The 19,075-nt window shown below is 56.6% G+C and carries 25 protein-coding genes; 10 read left to right on the plus strand and 15 right to left on the minus strand.

Going from position 1 to position 19,075, the window contains the following annotated elements:
* The first annotated feature begins 17 nt into the window (after positions 1-17).
* On the plus strand, positions 18-470 hold the full coding sequence (locus tag G7A98_RS02700) for a DUF6789 family protein (RefSeq protein WP_163647951.1): 453 nt from the start codon (positions 18-20) through the stop codon (positions 468-470).
* 79 nt (positions 471-549) lie between these two features.
* Positions 550-852 (plus strand): EthD family reductase, encoded by a 303-nt coding sequence (locus tag G7A98_RS02705; protein ID WP_163647952.1) that lies wholly within the window; start codon positions 550-552, stop codon positions 850-852.
* On the opposite strand, the gene G7A98_RS02710 is transcribed toward G7A98_RS02705, so the two are convergent.
* The 14 genes from G7A98_RS02710 to merR form a co-directional block, all read right to left on the minus strand.
* Positions 842-1,753 carry an AraC family transcriptional regulator gene (locus G7A98_RS02710; protein ID WP_163647953.1) on the minus strand — a complete coding sequence of 304 codons (912 nt, stop codon included), beginning with the start codon at positions 1,751-1,753 and terminating at the stop codon, positions 842-844. The two genes, G7A98_RS02705 and G7A98_RS02710, sit on opposite strands and share 11 nt — an antisense overlap.
* The gene (locus G7A98_RS02715) at positions 1,750-1,968 is read right to left on the minus strand and encodes a zf-HC2 domain-containing protein (RefSeq protein ID WP_205596202.1); all 219 of its coding nucleotides are present in this window, start codon (positions 1,966-1,968) and stop codon (positions 1,750-1,752) included. The genes G7A98_RS02710 and G7A98_RS02715 overlap by 4 nt, the downstream gene beginning before the upstream one ends.
* A complete protein-coding gene (locus tag G7A98_RS02720; protein ID WP_163647954.1) occupies positions 1,965-2,573 on the minus strand; it encodes a sigma-70 family RNA polymerase sigma factor in 609 nt (202 codons plus the stop codon). The genes G7A98_RS02715 and G7A98_RS02720 overlap by 4 nt, the downstream gene beginning before the upstream one ends.
* A gap of 76 nt (positions 2,574-2,649) precedes the next feature.
* Positions 2,650-3,282 (minus strand): TIGR04282 family arsenosugar biosynthesis glycosyltransferase, encoded by a 633-nt coding sequence (locus tag G7A98_RS02725; RefSeq protein WP_240464657.1) that lies wholly within the window; start codon positions 3,280-3,282, stop codon positions 2,650-2,652.
* Positions 3,272-3,976, minus strand: coding sequence for a TIGR04283 family arsenosugar biosynthesis glycosyltransferase (locus tag G7A98_RS02730; protein ID WP_240464658.1), 705 nt, complete (start codon positions 3,974-3,976; stop codon positions 3,272-3,274). Before G7A98_RS02730 ends, G7A98_RS02725 begins: the two co-directional genes overlap by 11 nt.
* Before the next feature lie 8 nt (positions 3,977-3,984).
* Positions 3,985-4,332, minus strand: a complete 348-nt coding sequence (locus G7A98_RS02735; RefSeq protein ID WP_163647956.1) for a glutathione S-transferase N-terminal domain-containing protein — start codon at positions 4,330-4,332, stop codon at positions 3,985-3,987.
* 18 nt (positions 4,333-4,350) lie between these two features.
* Entirely contained in the window at positions 4,351-5,025 is a 675-nt protein-coding gene (locus G7A98_RS02740; RefSeq protein WP_240464659.1) for a DUF3047 domain-containing protein, read from the minus strand.
* 67 nt (positions 5,026-5,092) lie between these two features.
* Positions 5,093-5,614 carry an RNA polymerase sigma factor gene (locus G7A98_RS02745; protein ID WP_163647957.1) on the minus strand — a complete coding sequence of 174 codons (522 nt, stop codon included), beginning with the start codon at positions 5,612-5,614 and terminating at the stop codon, positions 5,093-5,095.
* Between the two features lie 168 nt (positions 5,615-5,782).
* Positions 5,783-6,493 (minus strand): hypothetical protein, encoded by a 711-nt coding sequence (locus tag G7A98_RS02750; protein ID WP_163647958.1) that lies wholly within the window; start codon positions 6,491-6,493, stop codon positions 5,783-5,785.
* Positions 6,494-6,727: 234 nt separating this feature from the next.
* Entirely contained in the window at positions 6,728-7,201 is a 474-nt protein-coding gene (locus G7A98_RS02755) for a DUF302 domain-containing protein (RefSeq protein WP_163647959.1), read from the minus strand.
* A 270-nt stretch (positions 7,202-7,471) separates the two neighbouring features.
* Entirely contained in the window at positions 7,472-7,873 is a 402-nt protein-coding gene (locus tag G7A98_RS02760) for a hypothetical protein (protein WP_163647960.1), read from the minus strand.
* Positions 7,874-8,321: 448 nt separating this feature from the next.
* Positions 8,322-8,597, minus strand: a complete 276-nt coding sequence (locus G7A98_RS02765) for a hypothetical protein (RefSeq protein WP_163647961.1) — start codon at positions 8,595-8,597, stop codon at positions 8,322-8,324.
* Between the two features lie 158 nt (positions 8,598-8,755).
* The gene (locus G7A98_RS02770) at positions 8,756-9,559 is read right to left on the minus strand and encodes a YiiX/YebB-like N1pC/P60 family cysteine hydrolase (protein WP_163647962.1); all 804 of its coding nucleotides are present in this window, start codon (positions 9,557-9,559) and stop codon (positions 8,756-8,758) included.
* 271 nt (positions 9,560-9,830) lie between these two features.
* Positions 9,831-10,259: an Hg(II)-responsive transcriptional regulator gene (merR, locus tag G7A98_RS02775; protein WP_163647963.1), complete on the minus strand. Its 429-nt coding sequence runs from the start codon at positions 10,257-10,259 to the stop codon at positions 9,831-9,833.
* A gap of 131 nt (positions 10,260-10,390) precedes the next feature.
* Between merR and merF the strand changes: the two genes are divergently transcribed.
* The 8 genes from merF to G7A98_RS02815 all read left to right on the plus strand — a co-directional run bounded on the left by merF (position 10,391) and on the right by G7A98_RS02815 (position 18,344).
* The gene (merF, locus tag G7A98_RS02780) at positions 10,391-10,648 is read left to right on the plus strand and encodes a mercury resistance system transport protein MerF (protein WP_163647964.1); all 258 of its coding nucleotides are present in this window, start codon (positions 10,391-10,393) and stop codon (positions 10,646-10,648) included.
* Complete coding sequence (merA, locus tag G7A98_RS02785; RefSeq protein WP_163647965.1) at positions 10,641-12,050, plus strand: mercury(II) reductase; 1,410 nt, start codon at positions 10,641-10,643, stop codon at positions 12,048-12,050. The genes merF and merA overlap by 8 nt, the downstream gene beginning before the upstream one ends.
* 78 nt (positions 12,051-12,128) lie before the next feature.
* Positions 12,129-12,803, plus strand: a complete 675-nt coding sequence (locus G7A98_RS02790; RefSeq protein ID WP_205596203.1) for a MerR family DNA-binding protein — start codon at positions 12,129-12,131, stop codon at positions 12,801-12,803.
* 3 nt (positions 12,804-12,806) lie between these two features.
* Positions 12,807-13,457: a cytochrome c biogenesis protein CcdA gene (locus tag G7A98_RS02795; RefSeq protein WP_163647966.1), complete on the plus strand. Its 651-nt coding sequence runs from the start codon at positions 12,807-12,809 to the stop codon at positions 13,455-13,457.
* A 140-nt stretch (positions 13,458-13,597) separates the two neighbouring features.
* On the plus strand, positions 13,598-16,024 hold the full coding sequence (locus G7A98_RS02800) for a cation-translocating P-type ATPase (protein WP_163647967.1): 2,427 nt from the start codon (positions 13,598-13,600) through the stop codon (positions 16,022-16,024).
* A gap of 35 nt (positions 16,025-16,059) precedes the next feature.
* The gene (locus G7A98_RS02805) at positions 16,060-16,299 is read left to right on the plus strand and encodes a hypothetical protein (protein WP_276207467.1); all 240 of its coding nucleotides are present in this window, start codon (positions 16,060-16,062) and stop codon (positions 16,297-16,299) included.
* A 182-nt stretch (positions 16,300-16,481) separates the two neighbouring features.
* On the plus strand, positions 16,482-17,180 hold the full coding sequence (locus tag G7A98_RS02810; protein ID WP_163647968.1) for a TVP38/TMEM64 family protein: 699 nt from the start codon (positions 16,482-16,484) through the stop codon (positions 17,178-17,180).
* A 129-nt stretch (positions 17,181-17,309) separates the two neighbouring features.
* Positions 17,310-18,344, plus strand: a complete 1,035-nt coding sequence (locus G7A98_RS02815) for a L,D-transpeptidase family protein (protein ID WP_240464660.1) — start codon at positions 17,310-17,312, stop codon at positions 18,342-18,344.
* Positions 18,345-18,432: 88 nt separating this feature from the next.
* On the opposite strand, the gene G7A98_RS02820 is transcribed toward G7A98_RS02815, so the two are convergent.
* Positions 18,433-19,071 carry an ATP-binding cassette domain-containing protein gene (locus G7A98_RS02820; protein WP_163647970.1) on the minus strand — a complete coding sequence of 213 codons (639 nt, stop codon included), beginning with the start codon at positions 19,069-19,071 and terminating at the stop codon, positions 18,433-18,435.
* Positions 19,072-19,075: the final 4 nt, after the last annotated feature.

A 19,075-nucleotide genomic window follows, 5' to 3' on the forward strand; every position in this document is an offset into this window, starting at 1 on the left:
AATGAAGGAATTTTGTCATGAGTGGTTTGAAACATGGGTTGGTAGCCGGTTTCGTTGCAACCGTCGTCTTGTCGGCCATCATGGTAATGAAAGCCAGCATGGGATTGATGCCGAACCTGGATCCAATCCATATGCTGGTGCAGATGATGCACTCTCGATTAGGACTACCTGCAACTCCCATACTGGGCTGGATCATGCACTTCGTTATTGGCACTGTATTGTGGGGTGGGCTATTTAGCCTATTGGTATCTTTCATTCCTGCGAAGTCTTTTGTTGCAAAGGGCATCATTTTTGCAACCGGCGCATGGTTATTGATGATGCTAATCCCCATGCCCATGTCGGGGGCCGGCCTCTTTGGCATCCACATAGGTCCGATGGCGCCAGTCATGACGCTGATATTGCATTGGATCTGGGGCATCGTACTTGGCGTAACGTTCAAGAAACTGGCCAGTACTTCGCAGCGGGCATAGCCCAAAAAAGCGCCTCACAGGATGTCTCTTATTCCTTCCTCTTTCACTTCTTTCATCAGTTAACTATCTGGAGACCACAATGATCGATGTCATGGTTGCCTACCCGAACCAGAATGACCTTACCTTCGATGATCGTTATTATCTGGAAAACCATGTCCCCATGGTGGAAAACCGTCTAGGGGAACACGGCCTGCGTTATGCGAGGATTCATCGTGGTACCGATGCCACGTCTCCCTACCACTTAATTGCTCATCTGGGATTTGATTCGGCGGAGGCTTTCGAGTCGGCTTTTGATGCCGTTGGCCAAACACTCATGGCCGATGTTCCTAGCTTCACCAATGTGGAACCGGTGTTGCAGGTCAGCGAGGTGGTCACTCCGTAGCGTGCGTTTTGAGACGTGAGGGCGGCACGCCTCTGATCCGCTTGTAGGCCTTGCGAAAGGTGGATTCCGAGCGATAGCCGCTGGCCAGCATAGCTCCCACGATGCTCTCGCCGTTGGCGAGGGCCTGGTCCGCCAATATCATGCGCAGACGTCCTTGATAGCGCACCACAGTCATCCCCACGACGCGATGGAAACGTTCACTGAAACTCGAACGGGAAAGCCCCACGGCAAGGGCCAGTTCGTGCAGCGTCCAGTTGCGTCGCGGGTCTTCATGCAACAGCTTGAGTGCCCGGCTAACCGGTGTGTCCAGAAACGCCATCAAATGACGCTGATCGAGCAGCCGCGTCTCCAGACAGTGGCGCAGCATCAAGATCAACAGGGCATTGGCCAAGGCATTCGTCACCGGGGCGTGTCCGGGTGCATCGCCGTTAGACAACTCCTCGGCAAAGGCCTCGACCGCATGTTGAAACGTTTGCCCACGCGCCTGTCGGGGAATACGCACGATACGCGGCAACGCACCGAACCAGGCCGGAGGAACATCGTGCACGAAGCGAAAATGGCCGCAGATCAACCCTACGCCGGGTCGTGAACTGCGTAGCGGTAACACCTGCGTCGGCGTGTCGGTAGACACGCCCTGGGGTGTCAGTTGGTGTGGTGCATCACCGGGAAAAAACGCCAGATCATCAGCCTGCAGATGCTCCTCGCCTCCGTCATGCCAGGTAAGACGACACTGCCCCTCGGTCACCAGATGAAAGCTCGGGGCGACGGCATGTTCATGCGACAGCAGCCAATCGCCGCATTGCTTGGCGACATGGTAAAAATCACTCCCCATGAAGATGGGTTTCAGGAGTGCAGTCAGGGGATCCTGGGCAACGTCTTCTCGTGTTTCGCGGTGTGTCATCGCGAATCGCCACCCACATCGAAGGGCATCGCCGTGGTCTGATGTTCCAGGACGCGTCCCGCGTCGTGCATCAGTTGAAACTGCTTATTGCATTGCTTGCAGGCCCCGCACATGGCCAGGTGAAATTTCAGCGTCATTTTTTCCTGAATGCCCAACGGCACATCCAGACGTTTCGACATGAGGCGTGTGGCCTCACGGCACATCAGCATTTTCATGAGTCGGCCTCCGACAGCCAGCCCTTTTCCAGACACGCGCGCAACAACAGGCGACCGCGATGCAGGATGACCCAGCAGTTGTTTTCCTTGATACCGGCCTCCTCGCAGATCTGACGCGTGGAAAGCCCCATGAGCTCGCGCATAGTGAAGATTCGGGCGATATTCTCGGGCAACGCGATCATGCAACTATCGAATACCTGCCAGAACCGCTCGCTGGCAAGCGTGCTCTCGGGATCGCCCCAGGAACTGGGGCGCGCCAACTCCTGCCATCTCCCCGTTGCCTGAAACTGATTTTCTGCGGCCGCCTCGACGCCGTCATCTTCCCAAGGCTGCCATTTTCCGCGACGCTTCTGGGCCCGCAGTGCATCGAGGATCTTATTTTTCAGAATGCCGAAGACCCAGGTTTCGTAACCGGATCTGCCTGCAAAGTGTGCATCCTTCTCGACGGCGGTGATCAAGGCTTCCTGCACGACATCGTCCGCCTCGGAGGCATCACGCAATTGCATACGCGCGAAAGCAAGTAGCCGCGGCCGTATCGCCGCCAGACGATGCTGACGCTCAGTGGGAGGTCCCTTGTTGCACGATGAATCAGACCTTGCTGCCATGATGCCTTTCCTCTTCGATGGAAATCACTCATCATGGCAATAAAACACGTTATCGGCCACCTGCCCAGGCCAACATTCATGTCGCAGCGTCCAACTTGCGCCAGCGCTCGAGATCGCGCGGGGTGTCGAGGTCCCACACCGTACCGGGGCAGGCCACGCGAAGGCCCAGTTCTCGTGCCCTTGCGAGCGTCTGTGCCGCCACCTCGCTGCCGCCCCAGGCCATGTCCGTGAACAGCCGGGCGGAGAGCCGATAGCCCCCGATCAATGCATAACCGCCGTCCTCGGCGGGCAGCATCACCAGATCGTGGGCGTCCAACGCCCGGGCACAGCGCGCCAATAGCGCCGGCGTCAGCACGGGACAGTCGCTGCCGATCAGCAGCGCCGGGCCGCGCTGGGCGGACAAGGCGTTGTGCATCCGCTGTCCAAGATCCCCCGACGACTGGGCGTGGAGCGCGATGCCGTGTCCCGCCGCCAGCGCTTCGAGCAGCGGATGGCTCGGCGCCAGCCCCGCCCATAGCTGTACCCGTGTGGCCGGAAAGGCCTGGCAGGCCACCTTGAGCGTGCGTTCGAGCAGTGCGACATGCACATCGCGCGCCTGCTCGGCATCGAGTGCCGGCATCAGCCGGGTCTTGACCTTGCCGGGGATCGGCGCCTTGGCGAACACCAGCAGCGTCACCTCAGCGCCGGAGATCATCGCGTCAGCGGACATCGGTGTACTCCCCCGCCAGGGCCCAGGGCGATACACCGCACCAGTAGCGCAGGCGCAGCCACCACATCGTGACGATGGTGCGTAACGGGCCCTGCTGCTGCCAGCGCCGCGCGGACGTGGTCACCCGCGGGGCGAGGCAAGCCGGCGCGGACAGACGACGCAGGCGCCGACTGATTTCGATGTCTTCCATCAGCGGCTGGTCGGGGAAACCGCCGACGATCCCGAACGCTTCGCGGGTCATGAAGATCGCCTGGTCGCCCGTGGCGATGCCGGAGAGACGCGAGCGCCGATTCATGCTCCAGCCCACCAACCCCGCCAGCGCGAATCCGCGCTCGATCTCGACGTCGAAGCGCCCCCAACACGCCGGGCCCTTCAGTGCCCAGTCGATCAGCAGATCGGCGCGACGCGGCAGGCGCGTATCGGCATGCACGAAGACCAGGCAGTCGCCACGACTCTCCCGACCGCCGTGATTCATCTGCCGGGCCCGGCCGCGTTCACTGACCAATACCCGATTCGCCAGAGGACGCGCCAGGGCGACGGTGTCGTCGTCGCTGCCGCCGTCGACGACCACGATTTCGACACCGCAGACCCACAACGGCAACAAGGCGGTCAGGCAGGCCTGGATCGTCTCGGCTTCATTCAACACCGGCACGACCACGCTCAACCATGGCGTTGCCGGGCTTTCTTGTGCCATGACCTCGCTCATGCGGACGGTGACACGGCAAATCGATTCTTCAAATGCTCGACGATATCGCTGGACTCATAAAGCCAGGTGGTCGTCCCGCCTTCGTCGATCCGCAGGCACGGCACGGTCTGTTTGCCACCGCCGGCCACCAATTGCGCTCTGGCAGCGGGATCCTTTTGGATGTCATGCATCGTGATGTCGATACGCAATGTGGTCAGGGCACGCCTGACCTTCCAGCAGAAAGGGCATCCCTCGAAATGGTAGAGGGCCAGCTTGCGTGCTTCGCGATCGGCCTCTTCCTGGGCTTGTGGAGACCGCTCAGGCATGTCTTTATCCCCCAACAACCGCCGTATCATTGTCAGCATGCTGCTCTCTCCTCTGGTTCACCCTGGGCAATTCGGGGGCGTCGGCGAGTCGGAGAAGCCGACGCCGTAATACCAGGCGGTGGCGTCGCCGCCCGCGTTGTCGCCATCGCTCATCAGCGCCACGCCGTCGATCTCGCTGGCGGCCTCGCCGAACAGCGCCTGGTAATCGGCGCTCACGTCGCGCACTTCCGCCCGCCATTCGCCGACCGCTGACTGCTCCCCCTGAAGGGCCAGCAGCATCGCCCGGTCGGTGAAGGCATTCGGCCAGCGTGCCCCGACGGCCTGATTGGAGGACCATACGTAGTTCACCGATTGCACCTGCCACGGCAGCAGGCCCGTCTTGCGCGCCACGTAGAGTCGGGCGGGATAGTCGTCGCCGGCCTGGGTGCGTTCCTCGAGTCCCGCATAACGCGTATTCACCTTCCAGCACCAGTGCAGGTAAGGGGTCTCGCTCAGGTCGACCTCGCGCTCCAGGTACTTGGCGGACGCCTGACCCCGCGCGTTCGCCTCGAGCACCTCGACGCCATTGTCACGAACCACCGTGTAACGTGTCTGTCCCTCGAAGGCACGCGTCCCCCAGGCGGCCATTTCCTGAGCGGAAAACGCGATCTCGGCGGCCCAGGTGTTCTGCGCGCCGATGAGCAGGCCTGTGGTGATCACCACTCTAAGAGTGCTTAGCTGCGCTCGCTTCATGGACACACTCACTTTATTCATCAACCGTATCCGTTGCTGGTTAACCTATAGATGATCATTGTACAGCTTAGCTCGAATAATCATGGAGGTAACGCCGCAGTACTTGCCGGGCGCGCTGTAGACGACTCTTGGCGGCTGCGGTAGAGAGTCCAAGCTTAATGGCGGACTCATCAACCCGGCACCTTTCGATATGACAATGAATGACCAGCTGTCGATCCAGTGCATTGAGGTCGGCAATGGCAGAGGCAACATCCAGGTTCATGGCAGACGAGTCATGCACCGCGACTTCGCCCGACTCGGAGACTTCATCCTGCTCTCCCCAACGCCGCTGTCTTCGCATCAAGCGACGGCACTCATGCCGAATGATGATGAAAATCCAGCTAGGAAATGCCTGTAGTGTACGCAATGTTCCTATCCGTCGATGCATCACGAGCAATGACTCCTGTGCGGCATCTTCCGCATCAGAAGGATTATCACACTCAGAGAAAGCCATGCGACGGACGTCAGTACGGTAGATTGTCATAATTTGATGAATAGCTTGCTCGTCCCCTCGCCGGGCTCTTTCCAGCAAAGTCGAATCGCTTATCATGGTTGGGTCCTCGATGAACATATCCGTTTTTGACAACCGGAGTATTTCCACCTTGGTCGCACCTTACCCAACATCCTTACAAATGAGGTGGCGCTGTACGCCAGTCGCCGATTCGACGGATTTCATCCTGAAAAGCAATGAGGCTCTTCACGACCGACAGCCATATTATTAGCCAGTGTGTCTGTCTTTCAGCATGGCCACCTTTTGGTATAACATAGGTACTATACCTGCAGGAATGCCGGGAGCACGCCAGGCCACCACCCCCACTGCAATGCCATATACCAAGTGAGCCATGTAAACCGTCAGTGGGAAGCGCACAGGTGCAAAGTCCTGTCCAAAATATCCAGCACCAATAATATTCATGACCGGGCTAAGCATGAATACGGTAGCGATAACCAGTGCATATAGCACACCCCACCACCAACGAACGCGCCCCAGCAAAATCAAATACAGAGCAGCGAATCCGATGCCATTGAAGAAGTGATCTCCCCAACCAATCATATTCGATATAATATTGGGACCATGCATGATGCGATCCGTCATCAGCACTCCCATTAGCATAGGCAATGACCCCGGCATGCCGCCAAAAATCCTAAATCCTGTCGCACGAACGACCTCCATAACCAGTGTACCCGCCACACCTGCAACAATGCTCCAGAGCAGAGCAGAGCTTAGCCACTTCCAGTTAAAAGACAGGCTTATCGGAATAAGTAGAAAGAAAAGAACAACCGAAGGAAGCACTGCATATAAGGCTAAAAAATTAAGCGAATAATTGGTTCCAGTTGATATCGTAAAGGCTAATGGTGAAACGCTTGCCGACATTATTGCTAAAAAAACCGCAACCGCTTCCCCAAACGTCATTTCAAGCATTTTTAACATGGAGTCACCCAGGGAGAAAGACGAAGTATTTTTAAATTAAGCGCTAACTGGTGATGAGCTCTTCATGGCTCGCCGATTAACCATAAGTCAATGGCGAGCCATATATAAGCTTGTTCATCGCACCAGGATGGTTGGCAAGCTTGTTTTTCGAGCTTTCATGGTGAAAACTTGGCCATTAAAGTAAGTCGAATATCAACAATCATTGCAATGACCATGTTAGCACTACAAAAATATTCAGTTGGCCGCCTGGTCGGTAATGTTGGCCAATTTCTTGTCGAGCTTTTTTCCCATTTTTTCAAGTTTTGGGGAGATAGCAATCAATTGCGATGATGGTTGATAATATCCCATATAGGAACCATCATTCGTGCCCCAGACGTAGATGCGGATAGGCAACTCAACCCCGACAGCCGGATTCATGGAAAATGCTTTCTTACCAACCTGGGGATTACCGACCAGGAAGCTCTGGCCTCCCTTGAGGTCAAGCCCTGTCATAGAAAGAACTTTGGCCTGATTGCTAGTGCCCATCACCATCATTTGATTATCTTTGATCGAGGATTTCAAAGCATCGACGGTTTTGCCAAACGATTGTTGCGACTGAATTTTCACAAAGTGACTTGTCGTTTCCGCCATAGCCGTACCGACTCCTCCCAAGGAGATCGCCGTAGCGATGAAAGAGGCGGCCATCCAGTTTCTGCTGAGCTTTTTCATGGTATTACCTTCTATATGGCGTTGAGATTCATAATATCCACTCGTTGGGCCCCGCCCAGCTAGTGGTCATCAATAAGAGTCGTGGCTGACCTAAAACGAATCATTCTTTTTTGAAATATGACTATAATATTTAGTCATAAGCTGCATCTCTCCCTCTTTGAATTCGGGCCTCGATGGCACCAATTAAGGCATATTGGAAAACTCGGAACGTCTGCGCTATGCTGATATGACCTGCCCATGCGGCTCTTTACACAAGCTTTAGGCGCGAGATTACGCCGAGTGCTTACCCAATACCAGCAATGTATCGTAAGCACGTAATCGATAGAGAGTGTAACAAGCTGCCAGCATCGGCAACCCTGCAAAAAACAATAAATTTCCAAATGGCTCAATTATCAGAGCTGGCAAAGTGGCTATAGTAGAAACACCATGGATCAGAAAAACCACTCCATAACTGAAGCGCTTAAAAACACCACTAACAAATAGTAGAATAACCGCCATCTCCAGCACCCCGATTGAAACCACAAAAACAGTTTCGACGCCGGAAACACCGAAAAATTTGTCTAAAACATTGCTGCCATGAGTAGGATTCAAAAATTTGTCGAGCGTCCACATCAATAGTACCGTGAATACACTTAAACGCATCATCAGCAAACCACTCCGAAATTCCTTCATTAACCAGGACTCCTGTAACAACGTTGTTATACAAAAAACATGCGCGAATCGTTGATCGACTATGCCTCGTCAGTTTTGTCGGTTATTGCTGACAAACCTTACAAGATTTTCGCGGTTTTTCCAAAACCTGAGAATCAAGCGTCAAACCGTATCTAGCACGATATGAACCGATAATTATCAAAGCAACCATAAAGACATTCGTTAAGCCCGGAGAGACCACTTCCGCTTCGTCCTGGTTAACAATGCCCCCATGTATAGCGCCGACGGATGAAGTATACCTGGCTGTCGTTGTATACATACTTCCCTCTTGTTGGCCTCTGTGATGAGGTATACCGCCTGCCTGGCAGTCACGGGAAAAATTATCGATCAACATAGAAGTCTAAAAAAAGAGCGGACGATCTCCGCTCTCTAAAGCCAACATAAAAAACACTATCCATTAATACCGATATTATTTATCGGTGGCACCGCTCTGATTACCTACGTTTCGAGGCAAGCTGTCGTTATGTCTCGTCTCGACTTTACGTAGACCTTCTTTATGACTTTCGCTGCTTGCTTCTGCCACTTTTTTCAGACCAGTACCACTAGCGTCTTCGTGGCCTAAACTCAAGGGCGTTTGATTTTGTGATTGGAACCGCTCTACTGCCACACTGTCCATGGCGAGTGACGGAAACGAGGCCAGTGAGATGGCCGCGATAGCGATGGACTTTGATAGTAAGGATCTCATGGCAATGCCCTCCTGATGAGGTGTCTTTGTGGTCTCATCTATTTGTCGCCATACGACGTGATTACTTACTCTCTTTTTATTACCATCTAGCTATTTTTGACTATCACATCGGGATATCCCCAAGAATTTTTCAATGGCCTTGGGAGGTATTAACAACCTCATTGGAGGCTTTCAGAGTTTCGAGGAGACGATGTTTTCACTGCCCCCATGGAGTCCCATGGCAGGTTGCGATAGTCGAAGCTATTGAACATGTTGGGTTTTATGATGGCGAAGTAGGGAGAGACATCGAAGTCCCGTGGTGCGAACAGGCTATGGTGACGAATGTGCCATTGCTCTCGGACGCAGCCGACACAATCGCGGGAAAGGCCCGGCAGCAATTCGATCACCGGCAAAATCGGAAAGCGCACGGATTGGAAAGCTTCCGCGATCAACGAGGAACAAATCGCGCGAGTAGGATCGCCGCTGCCGAGCGCCAGCATGCGTCGCCGCCATGCGGTGGGCACCGGCGGGGTGGGAAGCAGGTAACGGACGAGATCGAAGATATTCTTGAGGTCATAGCGGTTGCCGATACGTGCGCAAACGTGATCCACCACCCGCGTGGCGTCTTCTTCGGTCAGACCTATGGGCCGGCATAGACGCAACTGCAAGCCTGCGAAGCTATCGAGCCCCACGACGTGAACACCATTTTCGACATCTGCTTCGACGAACGCAGGCTGATCGAAGCCTCCTCCCGTCAACGGCAGGCGGCCGATGTATATCGCGGCATGCGACCAGGTCGATTGCGTCAGATACTTGATCGCCGTGCTGATACGACGATCGCCGTCCACCAATAAGATATCGGCGGGCTTTAGCAGCTCGCCCAACACCGTGACATCAGCCGGCGGCTGAGAATAATGCCTATGTATAGGTTGATTGAGGTAAGCCGCCAACAAGCGTCCCAATCCATATAGCAGGCTGTTCATCGACTCACCTCCGGCGGGCGACGCGGCATAGCAAGCAATAAAAATCTCATCCGGAGCAGACTGAGACTACGGCCACCTTAAATTGCGTCGCGAAAAATACCGATAACTATCGCGGCGACTGTGGGTGTAGACAATGTTGTGAGAGCTTTTGTGGCTAGGTCGTTTCTCGGACAAGAAAACTTACAGCAAGATAAATAATTTACCGCCAGCGATGGCCCCAAGGTTATCAATTGGGGAAGCGAGATGCTTTTAGAAGCGTCATGAAAGGCATTCATTGCGAATCGTTTGACTCGAATCCCTCATGCAATGAGGCGATGAGCGGACAGCAGATGTCCCCTTGATGGGCATGACAGCGAGTGACCAAGTCGTTCAGTACCTTCTCGATTCGTGCCAGCCCGTCGATCTTTTCACGCACGTCACGCAACTTGTGTTCTGCGAGCGTGCTGGCTTCCTGACAGTGAGCGCCATCATCCAGTCGCAGAAGGTCGCCGATTTCGTCGAGACTAAAGCCCAACTGCTGCGCCGTTTTCACGAACGTCAACCGGTCGATATCGGCATTGCCATACCGCCGGATACTACCCGGGGGACGCTGAGGCTCCGGTAGCAAGCCGCGCCGTTGATAATAGCGGATGGTCTCGATATGCACATTGGCCGCTTTAGCCAACTTACCGATGGTCAGTGAATGTGATTCATCCTTCATCTGTCTTGACTCCGTAGCTGACTACGGAACTAAGCTTAGCTCAGAAAGGATCATGGACGCATTGATCCAGACCATCACCGACACTGATGTTGCCCCAAACCCGCATTCTCGGACACGAACGGTACGTAACAATGAAAAATCCCAAAGCTCTGCTACGCGTAAGCATGATCGGCACCGTCCTGGTGGCGTTGTGCTGCTTCACGCCGATCCTGGTGATTCTGCTGAGCACTGTGGGTCTGGCAGCCCTGACCGGTTATCTCGACTACGTGCTGCTTCCAGCCCTGGCCTTATTCATTGGTCTGACCGCCTATGCCGTATGGCGCAAAAAGCAATACGACGCTTACTGTGAGAAAGCCTCTACAGATTCAAGGAGTTCTCCGAATGAGTAATGACAACAACCTGCATATCGCCGTCATTGGCAGCGGCGGCGCAGCCATGGCGGCCGCCCTGAAAGCGGTCGAGCGCGGCGCCCGCATTACCCTGATCGAACGCGGCACTATCGGCGGCACCTGCGTTAACACCGGCTGTGTCCCTTCGAAGATCATGATCCGCGCTGCCCATATCGCGCATCTGCGCAAGGAAAGTCCCTTTGACGAGGGGGTAAGCGCGCAGCAGGCTCCAAAGGTGGACCGGGCGAAACTGGTTCAGCAACAGCAGGCACGTGTCGAGGAACTGCGCGACAACAAGTACGAAAGCATACTGCGCGACCACACAGCCATCACCGTCCTGAAAGGTGAGGCCCGGTTTGTCGATGGTCATAATCTGACGGTCAGGCTGAACGACGGCGGTGAGCAGACTGTTCACTTCGACCGCGCCTTTATTGGCACTGGCGCCCGCCCAGCAGAGCCGCCGATACCGGGGCTGGCCGATACGCCGTACCGGACCTCCACCAGTGCATTAGTACTGGATACAGTACCCGAACGGCTGATTGTGATCGGTGCCGGTTTCGTTGCCCTAGAGTTAGCCCAGGCCTTCGCCAGGCTGGGTAGCGAGGTCACCGTGCTGGCCCGCAGCCGGATGCTTTCCAGTGAGGACCCCGCCATCGGTGACGCCATAGAGGCAGCGTTCAAGCGAGAGGGTATCAAGGTTCTCAGGCAGACCCAGGCTAGCCGCGTGGACTATAGCGACAATGAGTTCACCGTCGACACCAATTCGGGCTCATTGCGAGCGGATCAACTGCTGGTGGCCACCGGCCGGACACCCAATACCGAAGCTCTGAACCTGGCGGGCATCGGCGTGGAAACCTCCCGTGGCGCAGTCCAGGTGGATGAGCATCTGCAAACCACGGTTCCCGGTGTCTATGCCGCCGGTGACTGTACCGATCAGCCGCAATTTGTCTATGTCGCCGCTGCCGGGGGCAGTCGGGCGGCCGTGAACATGACAGGAGGCGAGGCCACCCTGGATCTCAGTGCCATGCCGGGGGTGATGTTTACTGACCCACAGGTTGCCACCGCTGGCCTGACGGAAGCCGAGGCGCTTGAGCAAGGTTTCAACGTGGATACCCGTGTGCTGGAACTTGAGAACGTGCCGCGTGCGCTGGTCAATTTCGACACCCATGGCTTTATCAAAATAGTGGCCGAACGCGAGACGGGACGGTTGCTGGGCGTACAGGCCGTGGCAGGTGAGGCCGGTGAGCTGATTCAAACAGCGGTGATGGCGCTACGGGCAGGCATGACAGTGCAGGACATCGGCGACGAGTTGTTTCCTTACCTGACCATGGTCGAAGGCCTCAAGCTTTGTGCACAGACCTTTACCAAGGATGTAAGACAATTGTCCTGCTGCGCAGGTTGAGAAACGCATGGGGAGAACCTTGACCCCGTACCACAGTACGGGAGTTAATCTGAGCTCAGGAATCGCGAAGGTGCCGCCATGACTGACATGACGATTGGTAAAGTGGCTGACGTGGTGGGCGTCGGGGTTGAGACGATTCGGTTTTACGAACGGCGCAAACTCATTGAACAGCCACCACGCCCCGGGGAAGGTGGTTACCGCATTTACTCAGGGGCGACGGTGCGGCGGCTGCACTTTATTCGCCGCGCACAAGAGTTGGGTTTTTCCCTGCGTGAGATCGCTGAGCTGCTTGCGCTGCGTGATGCCGGCAGCGACCAGGCTGGTGCAGGTGATGTACGGCAACGGGCGATGACAAAACTGCACGATGTAGACCAGAAAATTGACCAGTTACGGCGAATCCGCCAGGGCCTCGCGGCACTTGTGGACCGTTGTCCCGGGCAGGGTCCGTTGCAGTGCTGTTCCATATTTGATGCGCTGGAGCAGAACGCAGGGCCTGCCAGCAGACCGACAATGAGTGAGGAGATAAGCATGCAGACAGTCAGGCTTTCAATCGGTGGTATGCACTGCAATGGGTGCGAGGAAATTGTCCGTCATGTTCTCGAGCAGCAAACAGGGGTCAAGGGGTGTTCCGTCTCCCATGAAAGCGGTGAAGCGAGGGTGGCGGTTGACGAATCACGGATTTCGGACGAGCAACTTGCATTGGCCGTGCGCGGTGCGGGCTATTCTGCAAACATCGTGAAGACAACAGAGTAAACCTTGGAATTTTCAGTTGCCTTGCCTCTGGCCGCCGGCCTTGGGTTACTGGCCTTCATTGAGCCCTGTTCCGTGGGCAGTCACTTGTTGTTCATCCGCTACCTCGAAGACTTGTCACAGCGGATGAAGGTTGCTCACACACTGCTTTTTGCCCTGATGCGGGCCTCTTTAATGGCCGTGCTTGGCGTGGTTGCCGTCTTCGTTGGCGCCGCCTTCACCGGGTTGCAGCAAAGCCTCTGGGTTCTGCTCGGGAGTATTTATGTGGTGGTTGGGGTGCTTTACCTGGGGGGTGGCACCTCCTGGTTTATTGAACTGGTGAACCGTTTTCTGCCACGCATCAACCGCATTCCCGGTGGTCCCGGTTTAGGCGTGGTGTTTGGCTTGAATGTTCCCGCCTGTGCCGCTCCTCTGCTTGCGGTGCTGCTCGGCGACGCCGCTGCCCGGGGTGCAACGGATGGTGCAGTTATCTTTGGCGCGTCGACCCTGATGGTGTTCGGGCTGGCATTTTCCGCACCTCTGTTGTTCATTGTTTTTACCGCCCGCGGCCATCGCTGGCTGGAACACCTCACGCGGCTCGCGGGGCGGATGCCCCGCTTGACCGGCGCCATAATGGTCGTGCTGGGCCTCTGGACCTTCTGGCTGGCGCTGGCTTAGGCCCAAAGACGAGGTACGTCCTCCCTGATTTAGCGCCCTTCCCGACGTGATCCGTTTGATATTTCTCGGCCACTTGACTCCGTATCTTGGTACGGGGCCTACCCTTGAAACATGACCTCATTTTATCAAGGGGATGCGTCATGAATACGGCAGCCACGACAGCCGACGAAGACACCCGGCCCTGGAGTCTGGAATCCACGGGGGACCCCGACATTCAGCGGGTCAAGGCTCATATCGGTGGACTGCACTGCTCGCTGTGTACGGGCACGATTGAAAGCGCGCTGGGCAAGAAATCCGGCGTGCGTCGGGTCGCGGTGAGCCTGACCCACGAACAGGCACTGGTGGAGTTCGACGCCCGGGAGAACAGCGCCGAGGCCCTGATGGGTACCTTGCAGCAGGTTGGCTATACCCTGAGCGACCCGCGCAAGGTGGAACCGTTCGAGCGCCAGGAACGGGCGCTGGCTGTCGAGCGCAATCGGTTTGTTGTCGCCCTGGCCATGAGCCTGGCAGCGGTCGGATTGATTGTCGATTTTACCTCTGCCTGGACCCTGGGGCTTTCCGCGCTGGTTTACGTCAGCCTGGTCCTGTTTGGCTTTGCGGTGCTGCGCGGCCAGGGCATGACCGCCGCGCTCACTAGCAGTGGCTTATTGGCGGCGGGTGGCTTGGGGTTTCTCGCACTGCGCACCGGCGACGTGCTGGCTGGCTATGAACCACTGGTGGTTGGCGCACTGGCGCTGATTATGGTGTTTGGTGTGGCACGGCAAATGCTGAACATGGCCTTCCAGGCATTGCGCCGTGGTATCCTCAACCAGCACGTACTGGTGGAAATCGGCGCCTTCGCCGGGCTGACCGGCGGTGCCATCGGTCTGATCGCATCTCCCGAAAGCTACCCCACTGCGGCGTTTTTCGCCGTCTCGGTCATGGTGCTGACCTATCACCTGTTCTCTGAATGGTTATCGCTGATCGTCAAGACTCGCAGTTCGCAGTCGGTCAAGCGTTTGCTTGACTTGCAGCCGGAGACGGCGCGTGTCGTTACCGAGGACGGTGAGCGCGACATGCTTGCGGACCAGGTTGAGGTTGGCATGCGGGTACGGATTCGGCCCGGAGAACGCATCCCCCTGGACGGCGAGGTGGTCGAAGGCGGCTCGGCCGTGGATGAATCCCTGATCACGGGCGAGCCGTTGCCGGTGGAGAAGGCGACCGGGGATACCTTCGTGGGTGGCGCCATCAATGGCTCCGGCACCCTTCTTGTACGCGTAACGGCAATCGGCAACGAAAGCTTTCTCCAGCAAGTGATCAGCAGCATCGAGGACGCACGCGCACTCAAGCCGGGGTTGCTGCACCTGGTAGATCGTGTGTTGCGGATCTACACGCCGGCCGTGTTGATCATATCGGCCCTCGCCTTTGGCTTCTGGTCTGTCGGCCCGCTCCTGATCGGAGGCGAGCCGGCACTGGAGCGGGCCGTGTTCGCCGCCTTGACCGTGCTGGTCATGGGTTACCCCTGCGCGGTAGGCATCTCCGCACCTCTGTCCATCGTGCGTGGTGCCGGGGAAGCCGCGGACCAGGGCGTACTGATGCGCACCGGCGAGGCGTTTCAGGCCCTGCGCAAAGTGAACAAGGTGGTATTCGACAAGACCGGCACCCTTACCGAGGGGCGCCCCGCTGTACGCTCTCTGTACAGCGTGGATGGCAACGACGATGCGCTGCTGGCGCTGGCTGCAGCCGTCGAAGTGGCCTCCGAGCACCCATTGGGGCGGGCCGTTGTTGAAACGGCACTTGAACGGAATATAGACTTCCCCGAGATCGCCGATTTTCAGGCCGAATCCGGCCGTGGTGTCACCGCGCAGGTGGATGGCAAACAGGTACTGGTGGGCAGCCCCCGTTTTGCTGAAGCGGCCGGCGTGGAAATGACATCCGTTGGCGATGCCGTGGAATCGGACGAAGCCCAGGGCCATACGGTGATTGTTGTGGCCCGCGACGGATCTTTGTTGGGCACCATCGCACTCGGTGACGCCCTGCGCCCCGACGCCGCCGACACGGTGGCCAGGTTACAGTCGATGGGTATCCGCACCGCCCTGTTGACTGGCGATAACGAGCGCACCGCCCACCATATCGCCCAACAGGCCGGTATCGATGAAGTACATGCCGGCGTGTTGCCCGAACAGAAGGCGGACCGACTGCGTACGATGCAGCGAAGCCAGCGGGTCGCCATGGTCGGCGACGGCATCAACGATGCCCCCGCCCTGATGCAGGCGGACGTGGGTATTGCCATGGGTGGCGGCACCGACATTGCCATTGACGCCGCCGACATTATCATTCTCAACAGCCGGGTGGACGCCGTGGTGACGGCAATAGACATCAGCCGTTGGGGCTATCGCAAAATGCTGCAGAACGTGGGACTCGCATTTTTATTCAATGGCATCGGCATCCCGCTGGCCGCTACTGGCCTGATCTATCCTGTCTGGGCGATGGTCGCCATGGCCACCAGCGTAACCGCGATTTTCGTCAACTCGCTCTGGCAGCGGCCGACAATATTCTTCGATGCGGTGGCGGGTGTGGGCCGTTAACCTGTAACGGTCGAACCTATGCGCCACTTGCTCGGGTGGGAATGCTCGAATTGGAGGCCAAGGCGGCAGGCTATGACGTGCGTGTCAATTACACCGATACCGGCGGCTGGTATTACAACCTGCGTGTTGGCAAGTACTGTGCAGCGGTCAAGATCCTCATCGACAATCAATCTAATGAGATATTGGGTGCCCATATGCTCGTTTCCGAATACGCTGAGTTGATTAACATGTTCGGGCGGGCGATCAAGCTGGGCCTGAAGGCAGCTAGTCTGTAGTCTGAAGGCCATGGTGCCCGCCTATCCAACGGTCAGCTTGGACCTTGGCTCGTTACTCTAATGATGCGCCTTGCCTAGCAGAATGCAGTGAGACATGCACATCGGTACAATAAAAAATGGAGATGTGTGAAGCACCACTCTCATTGACTGACCGAGGCCTCGATATACGACATGAGACGAATATGGCAAGCAAGCCTGATATGACGTTCAGATTGATACGGGGCATTGCTATTCTGAGCGGCCTGATCGTAATTTATTTGTTGCTGATGGAGTTCGGAATACTGTCCATCATAACCAATAAGCAGGCGTTGCGTGAGTGGGTTGTTCAACTGGGCCACTGGGGGCCCATCATCATTATTGGCTTGATGATGGTCGCTATTGTCATGAGCCCGATCCCCAGTGGTCCTATTGCCATGGTGGCTGGCGCAACTTACGGCTCTATCTGGGGGACAATTTATATCGTCATCGGTGCCGAGCTTGGTGCCTTGATTGCTTTTTGTGTTGCACGTCAACTGGGGTATGAGGTGCTTCAAGGCTGGCCGCGTATACGCCCTCTAATGAGCTGGTTGGGAAAGGAGCGCTCCCAAGCTGGATTGATGTTCATCGTTTTTGCATCGCGTTTGATACCGTTTCTTTCATTTGACGCCATCAGCTACGCAGCAGGGCTTACGCCGCTTGCGTTCTGGCGCTTTCTGTTGGCCACCTTGGCTGGTGTGGTACCAACGGCATATTTAATCACCATGTTCGGAGAAGTCTTGATCACCACAGGCTCTAGAGGAGGGATGGTTGCGATAGCTTTGATCAGTAGTATTACGCTGCTGCCGATCTTGTTGAGGTTGCTATGGATCTGGCTTCGCAAGCGGTGGAATGAAAAGTTTTGAATGATATATTAAAGCCAATCTGAATTTTTATGAGCCCGCTAACTTGAATTGTGTTTCCCGGTAATCGTTCAATACGTTGTGTACCCCATGGAGATAATATCGATGCGAATGAGACCGCGAGTAGGGCGGATGATGCTAATACTGATGGTGTTGGCACTGCCCGGCTGGGCACAGGCTCAGGAAACGTCTGGTAGTCGGTCGCAGGGACTTTATCGGCTCCCCGCATCGAGCGATATCATCGGCCGCGTCAAGATCGTCGAAGCCGCTGCCAAGGATACGTTGATCGATATCGGATTGCGCCACGGCGTCGGCTTCGAAGCCATGCAACGGGCCAACCCCAATGTCGATGCCTGGGTGCCCGGTAAAGGCACCGAGGTGAGGGTTCCCACTCGTTTCATTCTCCCCCCGGGGCCTCATAAGGGGATCGTGATCAATCTTGCCGAGTTACGGCTGTATTACTATCCACCCGTGGAAGAGGGCGAAATACCCCGTGTCGAGACCTTTCCCATCGGGATTGGCCGTCAGGGATGGCAAACCCCGCTGGGCAAGACGACCGTCACCATGACGATCAAGAACCCCGCCTGGTATCCACCGGAAAGCATCATCAAAGAGCGTGCTGAAGACGGTAAGAAGCTACCGCGTGTCGTGCCACCCGGCCCTGACAATCCCTTGGGTGAATACGCCATGATGCTCGATATCCCCGGTTATCTGATTCATGGCACCAATCAGCCACGAGGCGTCGGGATGCGTGTCTCTCACGGTTGTATTCGTATGCTGCCAAGAGATATAGAGTACCTTGCCACACGCGTGCCTAACGGCACTCAGGTGCGCATCATCGACGAGCCAGTTAAATTCGGCCGGGATGCGGCAGGGACGCTTTTTGCTCAGTTGTACCCTGTCAAGCATGGTGGTGAGGAGTCTGTCGATATTCCCAGCCGTTCCCATGCCTTGAAACGGCTCCACGACACGGTGACACAACCGCCCCGCTTTTTGATCGATTTCGCGCGTCTCGAGGCATTGCGTACAGATCCCGACGGTATACCGACATCATTACTGTTGACCGGGCTGCCTTTCCCGATGCCTGAACCACCGCAGACATTTTTCACGCGGACGCATCTTTCGAAGACGTTCTACAACCGGATCGATGTGCATCTCCAAGACTGAAGGTTAAGTAATTCCAAAATACTGAGAAGAAATCTGCATCCTCGCCCGGCGCTTCATTCGCTGGGCGATTTCTTTTTCAATTGTAGCTTCACTGCTCGGCATCGAGGGTGATGATGCGTCCTCCCGCCGCCTGGGCGTCGGCCTCGTCGTGGGTCACCATCAGCGTGGGCAGGCGGTGTTCGCGCACGCGCTCGAAGACCCAATGGCGGATCTCACCGCGCCGCTCGGCATCCAGCTTGGAGAACGGCTCGTCGAGCAGGATCGCGCGCGGCTGCGACAACAGCACCCGCAGCAGGGCGACCCGCGCCTTCTGACCGCCGGAGAGCGTCGCCGGATCGCGTCCCGCGAATGCCTCCAGCCCCACCGACGCTAGGGCCTCATGAATGCGCTCACGGCGTTGCCGACGCGTGCCTTCACGCACCATGCCGAAGGCTAGGTTGCCGGCCACGTCGAGATGCGGAAACAACAGCGGATCCTGAAAGAGAAGCCCCACATGACGTTGCTCGGCGGGCAGCGTATCGATACGCGTCTCATCGAGCAGCACGCGCCCTTGCGCCTGGAAAGTCGGGCTCAAAAAACCCGCAATGAACGCCAGCAAGGTGGACTTGCCGACGCCGGAGGGCCCCATGACGGTGAGCACCTCACCGGGGGCGACCGTGGTGTCCAGGCTCAGCAGGCGGTGCTGGCCCTGGTGAATGACGATGTCGTCGAGCCTCAATGACGCCATGGCA

This window comes from Modicisalibacter sp. 'Wilcox', from assembly GCF_010993675.1.
Lineage (GTDB): Bacteria > Pseudomonadota > Gammaproteobacteria > Pseudomonadales > Halomonadaceae > Modicisalibacter > Modicisalibacter tunisiensis.